Here is a 21853-nt window from a genome sequence, read left to right as displayed (position 1 = left end):
AGAAAGTGATTATAAAGATTAGAGCTTAAGATTAAAATATGTGCATGTAAGAAACGATGTAAACAATCTCTTATGCGGTTTTCAGTCTTTGTAAATGAAGACAATAATCCTCGATGGCTCAATGGTAGAGCATTCGGCTGTTAACCGAAGGGTTGCTGGTTCGAGTCCAGCTCGGGGAGTTAAAGCGTAAAATAAGCTTAGTGGATATTAGGAGTAAAAACATGACCGAAGTGTCTGTTTTTGTGAATTAGATGAAGTTAGCGCTTTTATATACTATATAAAATAAACACACACAAGGCCCGTTGGTCAAGCGGTCAAGACACCGCCCTTTCACGGCGGTAACATGGGTTCGATTCCCATACGGGTCACTCTTTTTTTTTGTGAGTTTTCAAAGGAAAAGGTTTAGTTAGTAAATAACTAAGATGTAGAACAGAAATGACCTATATGCCGACGTGGCTCAATTGGCAGAGCAGCTGACTTGTAATCAGCAGGTTACCGGTTCGAGTCCGGTCGTCGGCTTTATGTGGGCCTATAGCTCAGTTGGTTAGAGCATCCGGCTCATAACCGGATGGTCCGGGGTTCGAGTCCCTGTGGGCCCATTATAATTATTATAATGGGATAGTAAAAAGTGTTGAAAGTAAAAAGTAGTGATAAATTATGGCCCAGTGGCTCAGTTGGTTAGAGCGCCGCCCTGTCACGGCGGAGGTCGAGGGTTCGAGTCCCTTCTGGGTCGTCATCAATTAAAATGAAAATATCCCAGGGCGCATAGCTCAGCTGGGAGAGCACCTGCCTTACAAGCAGGGGGTCACAGGTTCGAGCCCTGTTGCGCCCATTACGTCTGATATGGATGTTGAACCATCATAGGTTTTTTATTATGCCGGAGTGGCGGAACTGGCAGACGCACAGGACTTAAAATCCTGCGACCCTTAAAGTCGTACCGGTTCGATTCCGGTCTCCGGCATGTTTTAATTAAGAATGAGATGAACCAAATTATGTGCGCATAGCTCAGCTGGATAGAGCGTCTGGCTACGGACCAGAAGGCCGAGGGTTCAAATCCTTCTGCGCACGCTAACTTCATTGAGAGGGCTTGTTGACTGCTTGCGGTTAGCGAGCTTTTTTTGTTCTCCAGGAGAGTCTATGCCATGTTAATACATTGAAGCATCGCACTAAAATCAAGGAAATATTTCCTGCCGGAACAATTTGCTTTGCAAAACGAGGCAAAGCTTCTTTTCTTGTATTAGAGGAAAGAGCTTCTTTTGAATAAAAAGAATTTAACGTAGATATTTTTAGAGTTTTACCTATATTATGGTTTAAACATGGGCAGTCGACCATAAATGCCAGTTTACATTTTAATTATATTTTGATAGACTTGCAGTAGTAGTAGTTTTTAACCCATTATGTAAAGAAAGGTGTTGATAATATGGACGGATACCCGAATCGATATTCTATTATAATGAAGGATATATATACCATGACTTATCAACGTATTTATTACTTTACTTAGGAGGGTTTATATTGGAAATTAATGAACTCATAGAATTGATTAACGAAAAGGCGTATAAAAAAATAAGAACTCAATTAGTTGATTTACAAGAGGCTGATATCGCTGAACTCATTGAAGAACTTGAGGATAGAGATGCTCTGATTGTCTATAGATTATTACCAAAAGAAATTGCTGCCGATGTTTTTGCATTCCTTGATATAGAAACACAATCGGAGATTTCAATGCTTATTAGCGAAAAGGAATTGGCTTACATTATTAATGAACTGAATTTTGATGACAAGATTGACTTATTAGAAGAAATGCCGGCTAATGTCGTTAAGATGATACTTCGTGATGCTACAGATAAAGAACGAAAGCTTATCAATCAATTTCTAAATTATAAAGAGGCTTCTGCCGGGAGTCTTATGACAATAGAATTCGTTGATTTGAGAGCGGATATGACAGTTGAAAATGCTATGAGCCGTATTCGCCGCATTGGCATTACGAAAGAAACGATTTACACTTGTTTTGTAACAGATAATACAAGGCGACTTGAGGGCATTGTTTCCTTAAAGGAACTTGTACTAAGTCCCCAAGACCACTTGGTTGGAGACATCATGGAAACTGAGGTCATTTCGGTATCTACAACGGATGATCAAGAGGTTATTGCCAACATATTTAAAAAATACGATTTCTTATCTTTACCAGTTGTTGATCATGAAAACAGACTTGTAGGTATCATAACAATTGATGATGTTGTAGATGTTATTGAAGAAGAGACAACGGAAGACTTTCAAAAAATGGCGGCGATAGAGCCATCCGATATGGAATATATGAGTATGACATCTTTTGATTTGGCAAAACGCAGGTTGATGTGGTTGGTTATTCTAATGTTTTCTGCCACTATAACGGAATACATATCGAATAAGAATACATATTTAACAGCACAATTTGCTATTTTGTTTGGTGTTATACCTATGCTGATGTCAACAGGGGGTAATGCAGGCGCACAATCATCCACACTCGTCATTCGTGGCATCACTTTAGGGGAAATAGATTTTAAAGATTTCATGGCAGTTATCTGGAAGGAAATAAAAGTGGGTCTTTATATAGGTGGAACTTTAGGGGGCTTGAATTTTACAAGAATTCTACTACTAAGACAAGACCTAAAGTTGGCTTCTATCGTAGGTCTGACGCTCATTGGAACTTCTGTTACGGCAACGACAGTAGGGGGCATGCTACCAATATTAGCTAAAAAACTTAAGTTAGACCCAGCTACAATGGCAAATCCTCTTATAACAACAATAACAGATGCATTAACCTTAATTATTTTCTTTGCAATTTCTGCCATTGTGCTGTTATGAGTAAGTAAGATGTGGTATAATAAATGCATCGATTTAAGGGTAATTATTCTTTTCTGATATATTCATTATGATTTACAATCCATATATTAAAATTACATATTATTAGGAGGTCTGTTTTGAGTGTTGATTATTCAAAAATGACATTGGTTCAATTGCGAGCTAAGGCAAAGGAAATTGGTTTGAGAAGTGTTACATCTTTTAAAAAAGCTGAGTTGGTCATGCTTTTAACTGAAATTCAGATGAAAGAAGAAGCCAAAGCCCATGAAAAGAAAGTAGATGAGACAGAAACTGAGGAGAAAAAAGAGGAAAAAGAGACTAAAGTAAAAAAAGAAGCAAGAACAAAAAATAAAAACTCAAAATCCGAACCTAAGCTTTCGAATTCATCCAAGAATCAAGAAAAAGCATCCCCAAAAACTTCGGAAATTACCGAGGAGAAAAAATCAGAAGTACCTCAGGATCCGAATGGATTAGACAGTGGCCAAATAGCCTTTGGTATATTGGAAGTATTACCGGATGGATTTGGTTTCATACGTTCGGAAAACTATATGCCTGGTGAGGATGATGTCTATGTTTCACCCTCTCAAGTTAGACGTTTTAATCTCAAGACTGGAGATATGCTAAAAGGGAACATAAGGGTTGCAAAAGAAAATGAAAAATTCAGAGCTTTGCTTTATGTTCAATCGGTTAATGGTGATCTACCTTCAGTTGCAGCTAAACGACCAAATTTTGAAAGCTTGACCCCAATATTTCCTAATGAACGTTTGCATCTTGAAACAGTGTCCAGCGAACTGTCTACACGTTTAATTGATTTCATTGCACCGGTTGGCAAGGGCCAAAGGGGCATGATTGTTGCACCACCTAAGGCAGGAAAAACAACACTATTAAAAAAAGTAGCAAATGCAATTACTCAGAACCATCCGGATGTCTATCTTATTGTATTATTGATTGATGAACGGCCTGAAGAAGTTACAGATATTAGACGTTCAATTAAAGGTAAAAATGTAGAAGTCATCTATTCAACTTTTGATGAACTACCTGAACATCATAAAAGGGTTTCAGAAATGGTAATTTCACGAGCAAAACGATTGGTAGAGCAAAAAAAAGATTTGGTTATTTTATTAGACAGTATTACTAGATTAGCTAGAGCTTATAATCTCATTATTCCACCAAGTGGTAGAACGTTGTCAGGTGGCCTTGATCCAGCGGCATTGCATATGCCGAAAAAATTCTTTGGTGCGGCTAGAAATATTGAAGAAGGCGGTAGCTTAACCATATTAGCGACGGCGCTTATTGAAACGGGAAGTAAGATGGATGAGGTAATATTCGAAGAGTTCAAAGGTACTGGAAATATGGAGGTTGTTCTTGACCGTAAACTCTCAGAACGTCGCATATTCCCTGCCATAGACTTATCCAAATCCAGTACTCGAAAAGATGACTTACTATATACGGCAGAGGAACTTGAAGCTGTTAATAAACTAAGAAAAGTCAGCGCCAATATGAGATCAGAAGATGTCATTGATTCTATGCTAAAAGTATTTATGGACACGAAGTCAAATGCTGAGTATATTCATAAGCTATCAAAAAATATTTTGTCAAACTATTAAAAAGATTGATATATAAAAACATTTATGTTATAATTTAAGAGCTGTTTTGAGAAATATCAATTCTCAATTGAAAATATTGCTCGATATATTATGTCGGTCATATAATATTAGCACGGGCGAAAGAGGTGAAAAGAATGAAGCAAGGCATTCATCCGGTTTATAATCAAGCAACAGTTAAATGTAACTGTGGTAACGAATTTATTACTGGAACTACAAATGAATCAATACACGTAGAGATTTGCTCAAAATGTCATCCGTTCTATACAGGTCAACAAAAATCTGTTCAGGCACGTGGACGTATTGATAAATTCAATCGTAAATTCAGACAAAACACAGAAGCATAAGAACAAAGAGGCTACGCCTCGCTTTGCAGAGCAAATGGTTCCAGCAGGAAAGATTTCTTTGAGCGTTAACGGGATGCTTTAACGCATTAACATAGCATAAACTTTCCTAGAGAAGAAAAAACGAAGAGCTGAGGTTTTCCTCAGCTCTTTTCTATAGAGGTGTACAATGTAGTCATCCTTTTCTAATTCTAAGCTGAACCCAATGGATTTTTATTGGCAGCTCTAATAAGAGTGTGATATACTAAAGAAATCTTAAACTTAGTGTAATAGGTTAAAAAATCAAATAGATGGAAGTGATAATATGGAACGACCAAGTATTGGTGGACAAGCGGTTATTGAAGGCGTCATGATGAGAAACAATGAAAAATATGCCACAGCCGTTAGAACATCTGATAAAAAAATAGTATTAGATAAGAGAGAGTATGCTAGTTTAACAAAGCGTTACAAAGTGTTAGGGCTCCCTTTGATTCGAGGTGGCGTTGCTTTTTTAGAATCCATGGTTATTGGTATGAAGATTCTTACATTTTCTGCTGAGTTTTTTGAAGTAGAAGGTGAAGAACAAGCCCCTTCAAAGTTTGAAAAATTTCTTGAAGCAAAATTTGGAGATCGTATGAATGATATTATTATCGTCATTTCTATGGTACTGGCATTAGCCTTATCCATAGGCTTATTTTTCATTGTGCCGGCATTCCTTTCTCAAATAATGGGAAGGTTTTTACCGGAAGGACGTTGGATGAATTTAATGGATGGCATTATTAGAATACTCATCCTAATTGGTTATATTTTTCTCATCTCTAGAATGAAAGATATACAGAGAGTATTCGAATACCACGGCGCAGAACACAAAACAATTAATTGCTACGAAAGTGGTGATGAGATAACAATAGAAAATGTTATGGAACATTCACGTTTCCATAAGCGATGTGGCACAAATTTCATTTTTATTATTGTTACGGTGAGCATTGTTGTATTAACCATTATCAATGTTCAGACATTTTGGTTACGTATCGGCGTTAGGTTATTGGCATTACCTTTAATCGCAGGGATTTCTTATGAGCTACTAAAAATATTCGGTAAGTTTGATAATGGTCTTATTAATCTTTTTGCATCACCAGGAATGGCCTTACAAAGAATTACGACCAGTGAACCGGATGCAAGTCAGGTAGAAATCGCTATTACAGCTTTTATGAATGTATTAGAAGAAGACACATGGAAAGATGAACCCATTGATGAACCAGCATAAAATCGGTGAGGTATTGGCAGATGTTAAAAGTAAGTTTGAACTTGCAAATAAGCAAGAAGCAGAAGTGGATGCTAAGTGGTTATTAGCTGAACTGATGGGCTGTAGCTTAACAGACATTATGCTTATACAGGAAAAGAACTTATCAGAAGAGACTTACCTTAGCTATATGAATCTTATACAACGACGTTTAGCGGGGGAACCAATTCAGCATATACTTGGCTATCAGAACTTTTACGGTTATGACTTTAAAGTTAATGGTAATGTCTTGATACCTAGATTTGAGACAGAAGAGTTAGTAGAAAAAGGCATTTCTTTAATCAAAGAAAATAGAATGAAACAAGTTATAGATATGTGCAGTGGCAGTGGCTGTATTGGTATAACCCTTTTAAAAGAATGTGCAGAGATAAAGGTTTATTGTGTTGATGTATCTTACGAGGCAATTTCCATAGCTCATGAGAATGGTCTTAACCTGGGTGTAAACGACCGTCTTGCTTTATATAAGAGTGATTTATTTATAGAGGTGCCACAAATGAGTGTGGATATGATTATTTCCAACCCGCCTTATATACCTTCTGATACCATCTACACTCTAAGAACCGAAGTTAAAGATCAGGAACCCAGTTTGGCACTAGATGGTGGAACCGATGGATTAGATTTTTATAGGCGTATTGTTGTTGAAGGTAAGCCCTATCTAAAAAAAGGTGGCTATTTACTTTTTGAGATAGGCTACAATCAAAAGGAGGCCGTTCTTAGCTTGATGGAAGAAAGTGAATACAAAAATCTAAAAGGTTATAAGGACTTATCTGGAAATGATCGAATGATTGTCGGTCAGAAATAGAATAAAATTAAAACAGAGGTGATAAAATGTTTGATAGATTAGAAGGTTTGGTTGCAAGATATGAAGACATATCTCAGATGATTAATGACCCAGAGATAATTTCCCAACAAGATCGATGGCGTAAACTGATGAAAGAACACAGTGATTTGTCGATTATTGTTGAAAAGTATAAAAAATACGTAGCAACCAAAAATAATATTGAAGAAATGCTGATGATGTTGGACGAAGAGTCCGATGAAGAAATGAAGGAAATGGCTAAGGAAGAATTATCAGAGAGCAAAGCCTTACTATCAGTACTGGAGGAGGAAATAAAAATTCTGCTTATTCCAAAAGACCCTAATGATGAAAAAAATGTGTTTGTTGAGATAAGAGCAGGTGCTGGTGGTGATGAGGCTGCTTTGTTTAATGCAGAGTTATACAGAATGTATAGTCATTATGCAGATTCCAGAAGATGGAAGATAGATATTGTCTCCGTTAATGAAAACGGTATTGGTGGATTCAAAGAAATTATTTTTGAAATCAGTGGCAACAATGTATATTCAAAACTCAAGTATGAAAGTGGTGTGCATCGTGTACAAAGAATTCCAACTACAGAATCGGGAGGTAGGATTCATACATCAACGGTTACAGTTGCTATGATGCCGGAAGTTGAGGATGTTGAAGTCGAACTGGATATGAATGATTTACGAATTGATGTATTTAGATCTTCAGGAAATGGTGGCCAATCAGTTAATACAACAGACTCAGCGGTACGTATTACTCATATCCCGACAGGCCTGGTTGTCTCCTGTCAAGATGGTAAATCACAACTAAAAAATAAAGATAAGGCTTTACAAGTTTTACGTTCAAGACTCTATGAGATGGAGCTTCAGAAACAACAATCTGAACAGGCAGAGAGTAGAAAAAGCCAAGTGGGCACAGGTGATCGTAGTGAAAAAATAAGAACCTATAACTTCCCGCAAGGTCGCGTGACGGACCATAGAATCAAATTAACGCTACATAAGCTAGAATCCATTTTAAATGGTGATTTAGATGAGCTGATTGATAGCCTAACCACAGCAGATCAAGCCGAGCGATTAAAAAATATGTAAGTATCTCTAATAGGATAACATAACCGTTGACAATCCAGACACCCTATGTTAGAATTTATTGAAATTAATAAAGTATATTTAGCGTTACGCATGCTAACTTTAAATTGGTCCAGAGAGGCCAAAAAGGGAGGGAATATGATGCGAGACATCGGTGCGTATTTTTGTGGCGAAAAAAAAAGGATGAAATGTATTATAACTTTTGTGGTAGAGGGTATGTATCATACCAAACTATCAGAATTAAACGTTGACATGTATAGAACAATAAATGATTGGTATTAGGCCAATTCGTTTATTGTTTTTTTATATTAGGAGCGTACCTTTTTCAACATAAAGCAAATGTCAAAAGCTTATTATTTAGACCACAAAGTCATATAAGTTCACTTAGAAATGGAGGTAGCAATGAAAATACTTATTAAGCATGGTAGAATTATTGATCCGGCATCCGGTAGAGACGAAATTTCCGATATATTGGTGGAACGAGGAAAAATCAAGAAAATAGGCCAAATTCATGATAGCAAGGATGCAACCATCATTGATGCAAAAGGATGTTGGGTAACGCCGGGGCTTATTGATGTGCATGTTCATCTTAGAGAGCCGGGATATGAATATAAAGAAGATATTGAGTCTGGCACTTTAAGTGCTGTAGCAGGTGGCTATACAACTGTGTGCTGTATGCCCAACACCAAGCCGGTTATTGATTCACCTAAGACTATCAAGTATATTATTAAGAAAGCTAAAGAAAAAGGTCATGCCCATGTACTGCCTGTTTGTGCCATAACCCTTGGTCAAAAAGGTGAAGTATTAGCACCAATTGATATGATGGTAGACAGTGGCGCGATTGCCATGAGTGAAGATGGCCGATCTGTTTTAAATGCAAAGATTTTAAAAACAGCCATGTTTGAAGCGGCTAGGCTTAACATTCCGGTCTTGTCCCATTGTGAAGACGATGATTTGGCTTATGGTGGCTGTATGAATGAGGGTAAACAATCAAAAGAACTGGGATTATCTGGCATCTCCAATGATGCAGAAGATATTATAACAGCCAGAGACATTCTACTTGCAAAAAGCACAGGGGCAAGACTGCACTTATGCCATGTCAGTACAGCAGGAAGTGTGGATTTAATAAGAGAGGCAAAAAGCAAAGGCATTCATGTAACTGCAGAAGTATGTCCTCATCATTTTACCTTAACAGACGAAGCAGTAGATGGACAAGATGCCAACATGAAAATGAACCCGCCTCTTAGAACACAAGCAGATGTAAATGCCCTACTTGAAGGATTAAAAGATGGTACAATAGATATAATAGCCACAGATCATGCACCTCATGCACCTTCAGAAAAAGAAAGTGGATTTGACAGTGCAGCCAACGGTATTGTAGGTCTGGAAACGGCTTTGGGATTATCTTTACAAACACTGGTACATTCAGGACTTCTAACACCGAGTCAACTCATTAAAAAGATGAGTCAAAATCCTGCAAAGTTACTAGGCATTGATAAAGGCAGCTTGGAAGTGGGAAAAATGGCAGATATAACCATCATACAACCGGAGGAAGTCTATACCATCGACAAAGAGACTTTTAAGTCCAAAGGACGCAATACGCCTTATAATGGAATAGAAGTAACAGGCAAGGTAAAAATCACCCTTGTAAAAGGTGTGATTCAATATGAGGATAAAGAAAATCAGGAGGCATAAAATGATTGATCAGTTAATTAGAAAAATCAAAAAAACACAGAATCCAACAGTTGTTGGATTGGACCCAAGACTGGATTATATACCGGAACATATACGTCAAAAGGCTTATGATGCCTACGGGAAAACATTATCCGGCGCAGCCTATGCTTTCCTCTTGTTCAACAAAGCCATCATAGATGAGATTCACGATATTGTACCTGCAGTCAAGCCACAAGTCGCCATGTATGAACAGTATGGGGCAGCAGGCATGCAAGCTTATATTGATACCATCGCTTATTCAAAAGAAAAGGATCTGGTCGTAATCGGAGATATCAAAAGAAGTGATATTGCTTCTACAGCTGAAAGCTATTCCGATGGTCATATTGGTCGCGTAACGGTGGAAGATAACAAGTTTGAAGTCTATAAAGAGGATTTCATAACATTGAACCCGTACCTGGGGTACGATTCCATAGAACCTTACATGGATAACTGCGAAGTTTATGATAAAGGTTTATTCATACTGGTAAAAACATCTAATCCGAATAGTGGTGAAATTCAAGACATTATGGTAGGGTCAGAACACTTGTATGAGTATATGGGAAGATTGGTCTCAAAATGGGGTGAAGCTTATATGGGACAATCAGGATATAGTAGAATTGGTGCGGTCGTAGGTGCAACCCATTCCGAGCAAGGAAAAGTGTTACGTCAAATCATGCCAAAGACATACTTTTTGGTACCAGGCTATGGGGCACAGGGGGCGACAGCTGAAGATCTTGCAGGTTGTTTTAATAAGGATGGCTTGGGGGCGATTGTAAATTCCTCAAGAGGTATCATTGCAGCCTATCAAAAACCCATTTATAAAAAGGATTTTGATGCCAAAGATTTTGCAAAAGCCTCACGTCAAGCGGCACTGGACATGAAAGCTGATCTTAACCGCGTTTTATAGAGAGGAACCCTATCATGAAAGCAAAACTCATATTAGAAAATGGAACAGTATTTGAAGGAAAAGCCTTTGGATATATGAAAGAGACTGTCGGTGAGGTTGTTTTTAACACCAGCATGACCGGCTATCAGGAAATATTAACGGATCCATCTTATTACGGTCAGATTGTAACCATGACATATCCTATGATTGGTAATTATGGTTTAAACCTAGATGATCATGAGTCCTCGGGTGTTAAAGTAAAAGGCTTTGTGGTTAGAGAAAAAGCGGACAATCCAAATAACTGGCGTTGTGAATTTGAAATCGATGAGTATTTAAACCGCCATAAGATTTTAGGCATCGAAGGTATTGATACAAGGGCATTAACAAAAATAATCAGAAATTCCGGTACCATGAAAGGTATCATTACAGTAAGGGATCTAACACAGAGTCAAATCTCTAGTAAATTCAATGGTTTTCATAACGACAAAGCGGTTGAAGAAGTCACGTCAAAAGAAGTAAAAGTGATGGAAGGTGACGGTATTCATATAGTAGCCATGGATTTTGGTATTAAAAACAATATTTTAAGATCTTTTAAAAATAGAAACTGTAAAATAACCCTTGTACCCGCGCATACAAAAGCGGAAGAGATACTTGCTCTTAGTCCGGATGGTGTTTTTCTATCCAATGGACCTGGTGATCCTAAAGACGTACCGACCGTTATTCATGAGATCAAAAAACTCATAGGTAAAAAGCCGATAACAGGGATTTGTCTTGGGCACCAATTACTGGCACTGGCTCTTGATGGCGATACAGAGAAGTTGAAGTTTGGACATAGGGGCGCGAACCATCCGGTAAAAGACCTAAGCACTGGTCGGGTTATGATTACTTCTCAAAACCACGGTTATGTGGTTTGTGAAGATGGACTTCCTGAAGGCGTTACAATCACCCACATCAATTTAAACGATGGTACTGTCGAAGGCATGAAACATCATGAACATCAGATCTATAGCATCCAATTTCATCCGGAAGCTTGTCCCGGACCTCATGACACAGACCCCATATTTGATGAATTCATAGAAATCATGGCACCATGAGCTCTATAGTGATGTATAAGAAAGGATATTAATATGCCAAAAGATAATTCTATAAAAAAAGTCCTGGTCATAGGCTCAGGTCCAATCGTCATTGGACAGGCGGCAGAGTTTGACTATTCAGGTACACAAGCATGCCAAGCATTTAGAGAAGAAGGGGTTATTACCGTACTTGTTAATAGTAACCCTGCGACCATTATGACAGACAAAGAAGTAGCGGATATCGTTTACATAGAACCCTTGACATTGCCTTTTTTGGAAAAAGTAATAGATAAGGAACGTCCGGATAGTTTGATTGCAGGCATGGGCGGGCAAACAGGACTGAATCTAGCTGTTGAGCTTCATGATGCGGGCATTTTGGAAAAATATAATGTAAAAGTTATAGGCACCCAGATTGATGCAATCAAAGAAGGGGAAGACAGAGAAGATTTCAAAAAATTAATGGAAAAAATCGGTCAGCCGGTTATTGAAAGTAAAATCGTAACTACCATGGAAGAAGGTGTGGATTTTGCATCTCATATAGGATATCCCGTTGTGGTTAGACCGGCATATACCCTAGGTGGATCCGGTGGTGGTATTGCAGAAGACCGAGAAGAATTAAAGCAGATTCTAGCATCAGGTCTTCAACTGTCTCGGGTCGGTCAAGTACTTCTTGAAAAATCCATTAAGGGATGGAAAGAGATTGAGTATGAAGTCATGCGTGATTGTGCAGGTAATGCCATTACCGTATGTAATATGGAAAACATCGACCCAGTAGGTGTTCATACTGGAGATAGTATTGTTGTTGCACCCTCCCAGACCCTATCCGATGTAGAATATCAGATGCTTAGAAAAGCTTCCTTGGATATTATAAATGAAGTTGGTATTGTCGGGGGTTGTAATGTACAACTGGCCCTTCATCCTGAAAGCTTTGAATACGCCATTATAGAGATCAATCCAAGGGTGAGTCGTTCCTCAGCATTGGCTTCAAAAGCAACAGGTTATCCGATTGCAAAAGTATCAGCAAAACTAGCACTTGGCTACAGATTAGACGAAATTCAAAATGCCGTTACGAAAAAAACACAAGCTTGTTTTGAGCCGACATTAGATTATTGTGTCATCAAAATACCAAAATGGCCTTTTGATAAATTTAGAAGAGCTAAGAAGACGCTGGGTACTAAGATGATGGCTACAGGGGAAGTTATGGCTATTGGCAATAATTTTGAAGCGGCTCTACTTAAAGCGGTGCGGTCTTTGGAGATTAGCCAATATAGCCTATACCATAAAAAAGCGGCCTCCAGAGATATGGATGAGTTAAAAAAAAGAGTGCAAGTACCGGATGATGAGCGGTTATTTGATTTAGCTGAGTTAATCCGTCGTGGCTATAGAATGGATAAGATCTGTAAGATTACAGGTATGGACATTTATTTTGTCAATAAAATCAAGAACATCGTAGATGAAGAAGAAAAGTTGAGAGGCATGAGTATTGACCAGATCGATCGGGAGTACATGAAATGGTTAAAAATCAAAGGCTTCTCAGATAAAGCCATCGCTGATTTTGTTGGATGTATGCCGATTGAAGTCTTAAACCTAAGAAAAGCCTATCATATAGAAGCGGTCTTTAAGATGGTGGATACCTGTGGAGGCGAATTCGAAGCTGTATCACCTTACTATTACTCGACGTATGATGAAGTCGATGAAGTGGCGGTATCAGATCGTAAAAAAGTTTTAGTTATAGGGGCGGGTCCCATACGCATAGGACAAGGCATAGAATTTGATTATTGTTCAGTCCACTCAATCTTAGCCCTTAAAAAAGCGGGTATAGAAACCATTATCGCCAATAACAACCCTGAAACAGTGAGTACGGACTTTGATACGGCAGACAAGTTATACTTTGAGCCTTTAACAGAAGAAGATGTGCTGAATATCATCGAAAAAGAAAAACCGGATGGGGTGATCCTACAATTTGGTGGACAAACAGCCATCAAATTAGCTGGCTTCCTAGACCAGATGGAGGTACCGATTCTTGGAACAAAGCCAAAACAAATAGATGAAGCTGAAGACAGAGAAAAATTTGATGAACTCATGGAAAAGCTTGAGGTAGAAAGACCTAAAGGAAAAGCCGTTTGGTCAATAGAGGAAGGTCTTACAGTAGCGGAACACTTAGGTTACCCCGTACTTGTTCGCCCATCTTATGTTCTTGGGGGGCAAGGTATGGAAATTACATACAATGATGTAGAGCTAAAAAATTATCTTGGGCCGGCTTTTGAAAGAGATCACAAGAACCCGGTTCTTATTGACCGGTATTTAACGGGTAAAGAAATTGAAGTGGATGCCATCTGTGATGGTGAAAGTATCTTAATACCCGGTATTATGGAACACTTGGAACGCGCCGGCGTACATTCAGGTGACAGTATATCCATTTACCCACCAAGAAGCCTATCAGATGAATTAAAGCAACAAATTCTGATACAGACAGAGAAAATAGCCATTGCCCTTCAAGTAGTGGGTATGATTAACATCCAGTACATTGAATTTGAAGACGTGCTATATATCATTGAAGTGAATCCTAGATCTTCAAGAACAGTACCCTATATAAGCAAGGTGACTGGTGTTCCCATGATTGAATTGGCAACGAGAGCGATGCTAGGGGAAAAGCTCGTGGATATGGGATTTGGTACTGGCATATACAGAGAAGCGGACCTTGTAGCCATCAAAGTGCCGGTGTTTTCAACCCAAAAGCTACCGGATGTTGAGGTTTCACTAGGGCCAGAAATGAGGTCCACAGGCGAGGTCCTTGGTGTTGGGAAAACTTTCGAAGAAGCATTATACAAAGGATTTGTTGGATCAGGTATGGGTATTATCAAGCCAAAAGGCAATATTCTAGCCACTGTTAAATCAATTGATCAAAAGGAATTCATACCCATGGCTAAAAAGTTTGTTGAAATGGGGTACCGATTTATCGCAACAGAAGGGACCGCCAGAGTCCTTAAGGAAAATGGCATGGATGCTCAGATTGCAAAGAAAATAAATGAAGGCGTTCCTAATATCTTGGACCTAATCAGAAGCGGTCTTATTGATGTAGTTATTAACACGCCAACAAAGGCCAATGATGTAACGAGGGATGGATTTAGAATACGTAGAGCAGCTATAGAGGCCACCGTACCGGTATTAACATCTCTTGATACAGCTCAAGGTATGTTGGATATCATATGCGCTGATATGAATGAAGCGACCATGTCAATCTATAATATGGGAGAACTATATGTGCCAAACAAGCTATAAAAATAAGATCAGCTGTAAAATTATAAAAAACATTCATTTAATTGACCAAGTATATGAAATGGTTCTAGATTGTGCATCCATAGCTATGGAGGCAAAGGCGGGCCAATTTGTAAACCTTTATTGTCATCATAAAGGACGGTTATTGCCAAGACCTATTAGCATATGCGAGATTGATAGGGAAGGGGGGCGTCTACACCTTGTATATGCGATTCTGGGCGATGGTACGGCCGAGTTTGCCTCTTATGTGGCAGGCGAGCAGATTGAAGTGTTAGGGCCACTTGGCAATGGATTTAGGTTTGACCCAGATCATGAAGAAGATGTTTTGATCATCGGTGGTGGTGTAGGCACACCACCTCTTGTGCAACTGGCTAAAGAGTTAAAAGGTAAGAAAACCATTGTTGTTGGTTTTAGATCTAGCCCCTATTTGATAGAACGTTTGGAAAAATACGGCGAGATTTTTATTACAACAGATGATGGTTCAACTGGCTTTAAAGGCCATGTGGTGGCACTTATTGAAGAAAAGGGTCTGCAAGGCACTATATATGCTTGTGGCCCTACACCCATGCTAAAAGGTGTAAAGGCTTATGCAAGTAAGAACAACCTTTCGGCACAGCTTTCCTTAGAAGAACGTATGGGATGTGGCTTCGGCGGTTGTGTAGGTTGTGTGACCAAAATTGTAGCAGATACAGAACTTGGATTTACGTATAAAAAGGTATGTAAAGACGGCCCTGTTTTTGATGCTAAGGAGGTGCTATTCTAATGAATTTGGGTATAAACATTGCAGGCGTTGAACTAAAAAACCCTATTATGACCGCTTCCGGTACGTTTGGTTCCGGTAGAGAGTATGAGCCCTATGTTGATATAAACAAGATTGGATGCGTAGTGGTAAAAGGCGTAGCCAATGTACCATGGATGGGCAATCCAGCGCCAAGAATTGTAGAAACTTATGGTGGTATGATTAATGCAGTAGGTTTACAAAATCCCGGTGTTGAAGTTTTTATAGCCGAAGACATCCCTTTTTTGAGACAATTTGATACAAAGATTGCCGTGAATCTGGCAGGAAGAACCATTGAGGAATATGTGGCCGTGGCCAGTCGACTGGCTACAGCGGATGTGGACTTTTTGGAACTGAATATTTCCTGTCCGAATATAAAAGAAGGCGGCGTAGCTTTTGGTATAGATGCTAATATGGCAATGAAAGTTACAGAAGCGGTAAAAAAAGTGGCGAAGCAGCCGCTGATTGTCAAGCTTAGTCCTAATGTTACAGATATTACGGAGATCGCAAGAGCGGTTGAGGCGGGGGGCGCAGATGCTGTTTCTCTTATTAATACTCTTATTGGCAGTCGCATTGATATCCATAAACGGCAATTTATTTTATCGACAAAGCAAGGCGGTTTGTCCGGTCCGGCCATTAAACCGGTAGCAATCAGGATGGTGTATCAAGTGGCAAGTACCATTAGGTTGCCTATTATTGGCATGGGTGGTATTATGACAGGTGAGGATGCCATCGAATTTATGATGGCAGGCGCCACCGGCATAGCCGTTGGTACTGCAAATCTATTAGACCCTTGTGCCACCATGAAAATACTTGACGAAATGTTGATTTTCATGCAAAATAAGGGAATAGAAAATATAAATGATATTGTAGGCATTGTAAATTGATAATAAATTAACAAGGCGATATTTTTACTTATCATTGAAGGGAAGAAAATATGGATCAATATAAAAAAGAATTTATAGAGTTTATGGTAGACAGTGAGGTTCTGACATTTGGGGATTTTACAACGAAGAGTGGAAGAAAAACACCATTTTTTATCAATGCAGGTAATTACAGATCGGGTAGACAGTTAAGTCTACTTGGGGATTATTATGCTAAAGCAATCAAGGAGAATTTTGGGACAGATTTTCAGATACTTTATGGGCCAGCTTATAAAGGCATACCCCTTAGTGTAACCACATCTGTTTCATTGTCCAAATCCTATGGCGCTGATGTTGCCTATTGCTCCAATCGTAAAGAGCAAAAAGATCACGGAGATGTGGGTGGTTTCCTGGGTGCCAAATTACAAGATGGTGATAAGATTATCATCATTGAAGATGTGACAACAGCCGGAACTTCTATCTATGAGACCATGCCGCTACTAAAATCAGTAGCCAACGTGAATGTTCTTGGGTTGATTATATCCGTAGATCGTATGGAAAAAGGCAGAGGCGAACAATCTGCTCTTAAAGAACTAGCGGATGCATTTAGTATTGAGACTTGCGCCATTGTCACCATGGAGGAAGTGGTGGGCTACTTACATAACAGAGCCATTGATGGCAGAGTTTATATTGATGATACGATCAAAAGTAGCATAGATGCATATTATAAGATCTATGGTGCCAAAGCGTAAAATGTATAATAGATAATTTGAGCGAATAATTAATACCTCAAAAGGTATAATTGGTAATAATATTCACAAAAAGCGCTTTATGATAATAATCACAATAAACGGGATGAATTAACAAAAAAACTAGTAATTATCACAACTCCATGATATAATACATCTTAGGACCTTGTGAGCTAGACATATGATGGATATCACATATAAAAGTAGGATGTTCAATGCTATGACATGTTACAGGTAAGAATGCGAGAACGATGGATCATACAACACCTTAAACAGTTGGCTGACCGAAAGGGCTGAAGTTTTAGATTCAAAAACTATAAAACCTAGTTTTGTTGAATGGTAAAACAATCACAGGCAATCTATATGAGGGAAGCTTCTTTTCATGTAAGAACAAGTTGGATTAATACGTTGCGCAATTGAAATACCGCTTTCTTAATTGGGGATAGAAAACGGAATGAATTAAAAGGTCCAAAAAGATAAAGATAGGTGTATAACCTAGACGTTTCCGGGGGTGGAAACAAAAAGAACGAGCAGGGGTGTTTCGTTCGTAAAAGTTAGAGCTGACATGGCAACATGTTGTTCTAGCTTTTTTATGTTGTATGAGAGGTCCCATGAAAACCCCTCCACTGTATGTATGACTACGGCCTCCGGTTGGTGCGTCCTGCACCAAAAGTCGGCGGACAGCTCCTGTTGTCTTGCTTAAGTCACACACACAGTTCCAGGAACTTCATGGTCGGTGTTGGCTTACATGGTATTATTGGTTGTCTTTAGCTCATCATATGAAGTATACGCTTTTTAAACCTATTGAAATTACGCATACCTTCTGCATTTCTTTAAGAACCTTAATCTAGTTGTTAACGCCTTCTGTATAACTATTTTTATAAGGACAAGTGAAGGAATTAAGAATACTTTTGCCAGTTAATAATGGTATTCATACACATTATTGACTCAGGTTCATTCTGTGTTGCTACAAATATACCATTCCTTAAGACGTTTTAATGCTGTATTCTTATCTGGAGAATCTACAAAGTCATATAACTTTTCTTTTAGAAGATAAGCTGTCCTAAGTCTTGAGGAAGTATCAAGCATGACGCTTACTTTATTATGAACCTGTCATACATAAAGTTCCAGGAACCTCTTTGTCGGTTTTGTGGTGAAATCATTCTGAGGCCTCAATTGCAAATCGAAATGCAACCGTTCCGATATCAGATTGAGGTTATTACTTTGTTTAATATATATGACTAGGTGGTTGCGTCCTAGCTTACAAAAAGATTGGTAATCATCCAGTCTTTTTTGTATTCATGTTAGTACAAATCATATATCCTAAAAGAGTTGGCGGTAGAACGGAGGATATATGTCTAAATTTTTTACCTATGAAGAAAGACTTGAACTGCAAAAATATTTGAAAGAAAGTCTTTCCTTTAAAGAAATCGGCCGCAGGTTAGGAAAAAATCCAACCACGATATCTAGAGAAGTTCGCAAGTATAGCGCTCAAAAAGCTACCGGACATCCAGGTTATCCTTATAATTCTTGTAAAAATCGTTTCAATTGCAGACGTAAAGAAGTTTGTAGGAAAAGCTGTACGAAGAAGTCAATCACCTACTGTAAACTTTGTCAGTTATGTAATGATAACTGCTCAGATTTTATTCATGAAATCTGTACTGCACGTTTTCGCGTTCCCTATGTTTGTAATGGGTGCGATACGAGGGGAAAATGCTCTCTTTTAAAAAATATATATGATGCTGAGCATGCACATATCAAAGCCCATGAATCGATTTCAGCGGCAAGGAGTGGTTTGTGCATATCAGAAGACGAAATCTCTAGGTTGAATAAAATCATTTCTCCATTAGTTCATCAGGGTCAATCAATCCATCAAATTTATGTAACCCATGAGAACTAATTGATGTGTAGCGAAAAAACCATTTACAACTACATTGATGCCTGTCTCTTTGATGTAAGAAATATTGATCTGCCTCGAAAAGTAAAATTTCGTGAGCGTTATAAAAAACCGGAATTCAAGGTGGAAAAAGGATGTCGCATCGGTCGCAACTATGAATCGTTTGGAACATTTGTTAATAAAAATCCCGATATAGCAATTGTCCAGATGGATTCGGTGATTGGAACAAAAGGTGGTAAATGTCTGCTTACAATCCACTTTGTGGATACCAGTCTAATGCTTGCATTTTTACGCGAGGCCAATACATCAAAATCAGTTATTGATATTTTCAACCACCTTGATAAAACACTATTAAGCACTATTAAGCAAGCATTCTGAGGCTGAGGCTGAAGCTGCTGAGTCTGAAGATATAAGCAAATCAGGTAATAAGTATAAAATAAATGATTATATTAAAAAATTAAGACGATTAATGTCGTTTGTGTATTTTACGATGTCGTTTGATATATTTGTATTGACATTAATAAAATTAATGATAGTATAAGTATGCGATATATCAAAAATAGGGATTCGATTCTAAGAAAAATTCTTTGAGTAGAAAATAAAATATAGTCAAATGTAAGATGCTTGGGGATAATTCTGTTTTGAATTATTCCATTTAAGTATACAACTAAATAGCTTTGTTATATTTAATTCTGTAGATTCATTCATAGTTAGCGATGTGGTGAATCGCAAGATTATAAAAATGCATACAAGTTAAGTAATCCACTCAATGACACAAGTTATAGGTGTTATTAGTTTCAAAAACAGTTGAATAATACGAAATAAAATCTCACCTGTTAAAGAAAGCTGATTATATGTAAATAGCCATTTAACTTCATTAGTAGGTTTATTAAATTCATTTTTAGACATTTTAATTTTGTTATAATTTTGTGAGCAGTAATATTTTTTGTTTTCTCATAAATGCCTATATAATTGAAAGGAATTACAAAAAATGAAAATGAAAGTTTTTTTTATTATAATTATATTGACAATTTCAACTTCTTTTGTCAGTTTGAGGACAATTTATAATGAGGTTAAGCAAAATAAAACGGAAATGGAAATAAGTAAGATTGAAAGTAGCCAAATAAATACAAATAATGAAGTTGAACATACTAATATGGTACCCAGTGAGTTATTTGTAGAAGAGAGTAAAATTAAAAGAAGTAAGCTTAACTATAGCTATAAAGATGATTTGAATGTTGAAGCTGACTTGAGTAACTTTACATTATCTTTGTCATTTGGTCAATGTGGAATCAATGATATTTTTTCTATTAAAAAAATTGAATTAGTTGGTGTAGAAAATCAAATTGCTATCGAATCGTGTACAGATTGGGTTGGACCATATACAGTTAAGTATATTGGAACAGAGAAAAATACAAACAAAGAAATCTTCACGGGTGGATGGCATGGATCTAATGGTGATGTGACTGGAAATGCAACAGCATTTACAAAAATGATAGCCATATATGCGGATGGAAAAGAAATTAAAAAAAAAACAAATGGCGAAGCAGATATAATTAGCATAGTTTTAAAAAATGAAATAAAGGGATTTAATATAAACGATTATGTGATTGAAGAAACAGTTACCTATACTATTTATGAAAATCAAGTAGATATTAAAGTACAGATTGTGGCGATTCATGATCTTGAGATATTAAGATATTATGGATTACAGACCCAAAATAATATATTTGATAATGAAATAAAGTATTTATATGAAGATGGAAGATCGATAACAAAAAGTTTGGGTATGGCAAGTGATTCTGGTGTAAAAAATAGTGAAAATAAAGTGATATCTTTTGAGTTATCAGGTATTACTCATCAGTTTTTACTAAAAGCTTGGATTAATTCTGATGGCTTATTATCATCGTTTAATTATATTGCAGCGGACAAAGCTGAAGCATTTACAACTTATTATGGTAAATCATATTTTAATCTGATTAATGGCAACACTTTGGTCTTAAAAGCAGGCGAGAATTTGGTTTGGTCTGGAGGGTACAGTTTTAAATTGGCAGATTGATTAGACACTGAAACCTGAATTTTCAAGATTTATTTAACAGTGTATTGCAGACATGAGAAATCAAAGGGTAACAAAGATGAAGTGTTAATTTTCAAAAATAGGGATTTGAAACTAAGAGAAATATTGAGAAAGAGGGGATAATTATAGTTCCTTAGTTATCCCATTAAGGTATAGCTAAATAACATGTATTGAGACTGTAATTACTAAATTTAATTTGTTCATTAGTATTTAGATTTAAATGCTTTTTTAGTTTAATATGACACAAATTATCATTTTACTTACAAGTAAAGTATTGTCCATCAATAAGCAACTTACTCGCTCATTTTTTCTTTCTAATTTTCACACAAATGGTTGAACTAATGCGGCAGAGTTTCAGTGCTTCGTTTTGGTCCAGAATACTTTTTATAGATATTATTCATCTTACATAAAAGTACAAAAGTTATATATAGTATGAGTACTCTCGGAAAGTCATGAATAAAACATGCGTATTTATGCAATAAATCTGATATCAGTATTTTATAATGAAATTGGTAATATTGGATACACAAATAAGACCACCTTAAAGCTGGTTTTAAAAAATACTATGGGTGAT

At 37.4% G+C, this 21853-nt stretch carries 16 protein-coding genes, 8 tRNA genes and 1 pseudogene; 24 read left to right on the top strand and 1 reads right to left on the bottom strand.

What is annotated here, in order from left to right:
• Positions 1-107: 107 nt before the first annotated feature.
• The 22 genes from AC6F8J_RS10215 to pyrE all read left to right on the top strand — a co-directional run bounded on the left by AC6F8J_RS10215 (position 108) and on the right by pyrE (position 17308).
• A tRNA-Asn gene (locus AC6F8J_RS10215) sits at positions 108-179 on the top strand.
• Between the two features lie 117 nt (positions 180-296).
• Positions 297-368 (top strand) — tRNA-Glu (locus AC6F8J_RS10210).
• Between the two features lie 78 nt (positions 369-446).
• Positions 447-519: transfer RNA gene (locus AC6F8J_RS10205), tRNA-Thr, on the top strand.
• 6 nt (positions 520-525) lie between these two features.
• Positions 526-599, top strand: a tRNA-Ile gene (locus AC6F8J_RS10200).
• 60 nt (positions 600-659) lie between these two features.
• Positions 660-733: transfer RNA gene (locus tag AC6F8J_RS10195), tRNA-Asp, on the top strand.
• Between the two features lie 26 nt (positions 734-759).
• Positions 760-832, top strand: a tRNA-Val gene (locus AC6F8J_RS10190).
• A gap of 44 nt (positions 833-876) precedes the next feature.
• A tRNA-Leu gene (locus AC6F8J_RS10185) sits at positions 877-961 on the top strand.
• 33 nt (positions 962-994) lie between these two features.
• A tRNA-Arg gene (locus AC6F8J_RS10180) sits at positions 995-1068 on the top strand.
• A gap of 447 nt (positions 1069-1515) precedes the next feature.
• Positions 1516-2847 carry a magnesium transporter gene (gene mgtE, locus AC6F8J_RS10175; RefSeq protein WP_500723108.1) on the top strand — a complete coding sequence of 444 codons (1332 nt, stop codon included), beginning with the start codon at positions 1516-1518 and terminating at the stop codon, positions 2845-2847.
• 116 nt (positions 2848-2963) lie between these two features.
• A complete protein-coding gene (rho, locus tag AC6F8J_RS10170) occupies positions 2964-4451 on the top strand; it encodes a transcription termination factor Rho (RefSeq protein ID WP_500723106.1) in 1488 nt (495 codons plus the stop codon).
• A 134-nt stretch (positions 4452-4585) separates the two neighbouring features.
• The gene (gene rpmE / locus AC6F8J_RS10165) at positions 4586-4795 is read left to right on the top strand and encodes a 50S ribosomal protein L31 (protein WP_275842782.1); all 210 of its coding nucleotides are present in this window, start codon (positions 4586-4588) and stop codon (positions 4793-4795) included.
• Between the two features lie 301 nt (positions 4796-5096).
• Entirely contained in the window at positions 5097-6038 is a 942-nt protein-coding gene (locus tag AC6F8J_RS10160; protein WP_500723105.1) for a DUF1385 domain-containing protein, read from the top strand.
• Complete coding sequence (gene prmC, locus AC6F8J_RS10155) at positions 6013-6876, top strand: peptide chain release factor N(5)-glutamine methyltransferase (RefSeq protein WP_500723103.1); 864 nt, start codon at positions 6013-6015, stop codon at positions 6874-6876. The genes AC6F8J_RS10160 and prmC overlap by 26 nt, the downstream gene beginning before the upstream one ends.
• A 26-nt stretch (positions 6877-6902) precedes the next feature.
• Entirely contained in the window at positions 6903-7967 is a 1065-nt protein-coding gene (gene prfA / locus AC6F8J_RS10150; protein ID WP_500723101.1) for a peptide chain release factor 1, read from the top strand.
• Positions 7968-8102: 135 nt separating this feature from the next.
• The gene (locus tag AC6F8J_RS10145) at positions 8103-8246 is read left to right on the top strand and encodes a hypothetical protein (RefSeq protein ID WP_500723099.1); all 144 of its coding nucleotides are present in this window, start codon (positions 8103-8105) and stop codon (positions 8244-8246) included.
• A 120-nt stretch (positions 8247-8366) separates the two neighbouring features.
• Positions 8367-9659 carry a dihydroorotase gene (locus tag AC6F8J_RS10140; RefSeq protein ID WP_500723097.1) on the top strand — a complete coding sequence of 431 codons (1293 nt, stop codon included), beginning with the start codon at positions 8367-8369 and terminating at the stop codon, positions 9657-9659.
• Position 9660: 1 nt separating this feature from the next.
• Positions 9661-10584 carry an orotidine-5'-phosphate decarboxylase gene (gene pyrF / locus AC6F8J_RS10135; RefSeq protein WP_500723095.1) on the top strand — a complete coding sequence of 308 codons (924 nt, stop codon included), beginning with the start codon at positions 9661-9663 and terminating at the stop codon, positions 10582-10584.
• A 14-nt stretch (positions 10585-10598) separates the two neighbouring features.
• Positions 10599-11657 (top strand): carbamoyl phosphate synthase small subunit, encoded by a 1059-nt coding sequence (locus AC6F8J_RS10130; RefSeq protein ID WP_500723093.1) that lies wholly within the window; start codon positions 10599-10601, stop codon positions 11655-11657.
• Positions 11658-11690: 33 nt separating this feature from the next.
• Entirely contained in the window at positions 11691-14918 is a 3228-nt protein-coding gene (gene carB, locus AC6F8J_RS10125; RefSeq protein ID WP_500723091.1) for a carbamoyl-phosphate synthase large subunit, read from the top strand.
• On the top strand, positions 14899-15678 hold the full coding sequence (locus AC6F8J_RS10120) for an iron-sulfur cluster-binding protein (protein ID WP_500723089.1): 780 nt from the start codon (positions 14899-14901) through the stop codon (positions 15676-15678). Before carB ends, AC6F8J_RS10120 begins: the two co-directional genes overlap by 20 nt.
• A complete protein-coding gene (locus AC6F8J_RS10115) occupies positions 15678-16580 on the top strand; it encodes a dihydroorotate dehydrogenase (RefSeq protein WP_500723087.1) in 903 nt (300 codons plus the stop codon). Before AC6F8J_RS10120 ends, AC6F8J_RS10115 begins: the two co-directional genes overlap by 1 nt.
• 50 nt (positions 16581-16630) lie before the next feature.
• Positions 16631-17308 (top strand): orotate phosphoribosyltransferase, encoded by a 678-nt coding sequence (gene pyrE / locus AC6F8J_RS10110; RefSeq protein WP_500723085.1) that lies wholly within the window; start codon positions 16631-16633, stop codon positions 17306-17308.
• Positions 17309-18259: 951 nt separating this feature from the next.
• Here the strand turns inward: pyrE and AC6F8J_RS10105 are convergent.
• Entirely contained in the window at positions 18260-18394 is a 135-nt protein-coding gene (locus AC6F8J_RS10105; protein WP_500723083.1) for a transposase, read from the bottom strand.
• Positions 18395-18659: 265 nt separating this feature from the next.
• Between AC6F8J_RS10105 and AC6F8J_RS10100 the strand changes: the two are divergent.
• Positions 18660-19553, top strand: a pseudogene (locus tag AC6F8J_RS10100) (helix-turn-helix domain-containing protein); the annotation flags it as partial.
• A 640-nt stretch (positions 19554-20193) separates the two neighbouring features.
• On the top strand, positions 20194-21261 hold the full coding sequence (locus tag AC6F8J_RS10095) for a hypothetical protein (protein WP_500723081.1): 1068 nt from the start codon (positions 20194-20196) through the stop codon (positions 21259-21261).
• Positions 21262-21853: the final 592 nt, after the last annotated feature.

It is taken from the genome of Petrocella sp. (assembly GCF_059865615.1).
This window is presented reverse-complemented; position numbering and strand designations above follow the sequence as displayed.